A 603-nucleotide genomic window follows, 5' to 3' on the forward strand; every position below is an offset into this window, starting at 1 on the left:
GCGCCTTCAGCCATCGGCGGACGTCCTTCCACCTCCAGCGATGCAGAGTCTGCATCCACTTGACCATCCGCCACCAGACGAAATTCGCCAGGTTGCTGAGGGTGAACCGCCCCGGGTTCGGTAGAGATCTCAGATTGTGGTTGTGACCTGGGGTTTCGTGGATTCCATGTAGTAGTTGGCTTCGTACTCGACGGGCGGGACGTGGCCTATCTCACCGTGGAGCCTGCGGTGGTTGTGCCAGTCGGTCCACTCGGCGGTGGCCAACTCGACCTGGGCGAGCGATTTCCAGGGCCGCCGGGGCTTGATCAGCTCGGTTTTGTACAGGCCGATCGTGCTCTCCATCAGGGCATTGTCGTAGGCGTCACCGACCGATCCGATCGAGGCGGCGATGCCGGCGGCGTCCAGATGCTCGGCAAGCCGGAAACTCGTATATTGCGATCCGGCATCCGAGTGGTGGATCAACTCGCCTGGTCGCACCGGATGTTGGTCTCGGTCACGCTGCCACACGGCCATCTCCAGGGCGTCCAGGACGAAGACCGTTTCCTTCACGGTGGCTGCGGACCAGCCCACGATCCGGCGGGAGAACGTATCCACGACGAAGGC

Annotated in this window: 1 protein-coding gene; it reads right to left on the bottom strand. The window is 62.7% G+C overall.

All coding sequences use genetic code 11. From position 1 onward, the window contains the following. Nucleotides 1-129: 129 nt before the first annotated feature. The coding region (locus IEZ15_RS44235) for an integrase core domain-containing protein (RefSeq protein ID WP_189282552.1) at nt 130-603 on the bottom strand (474 nt) is incomplete at its 5' end.

The sequence above is a fragment of the Streptomyces atratus genome (assembly GCF_014648655.1).
In the GTDB taxonomy this organism is placed as follows: domain Bacteria; phylum Actinomycetota; class Actinomycetes; order Streptomycetales; family Streptomycetaceae; genus Streptomyces; species Streptomyces atratus.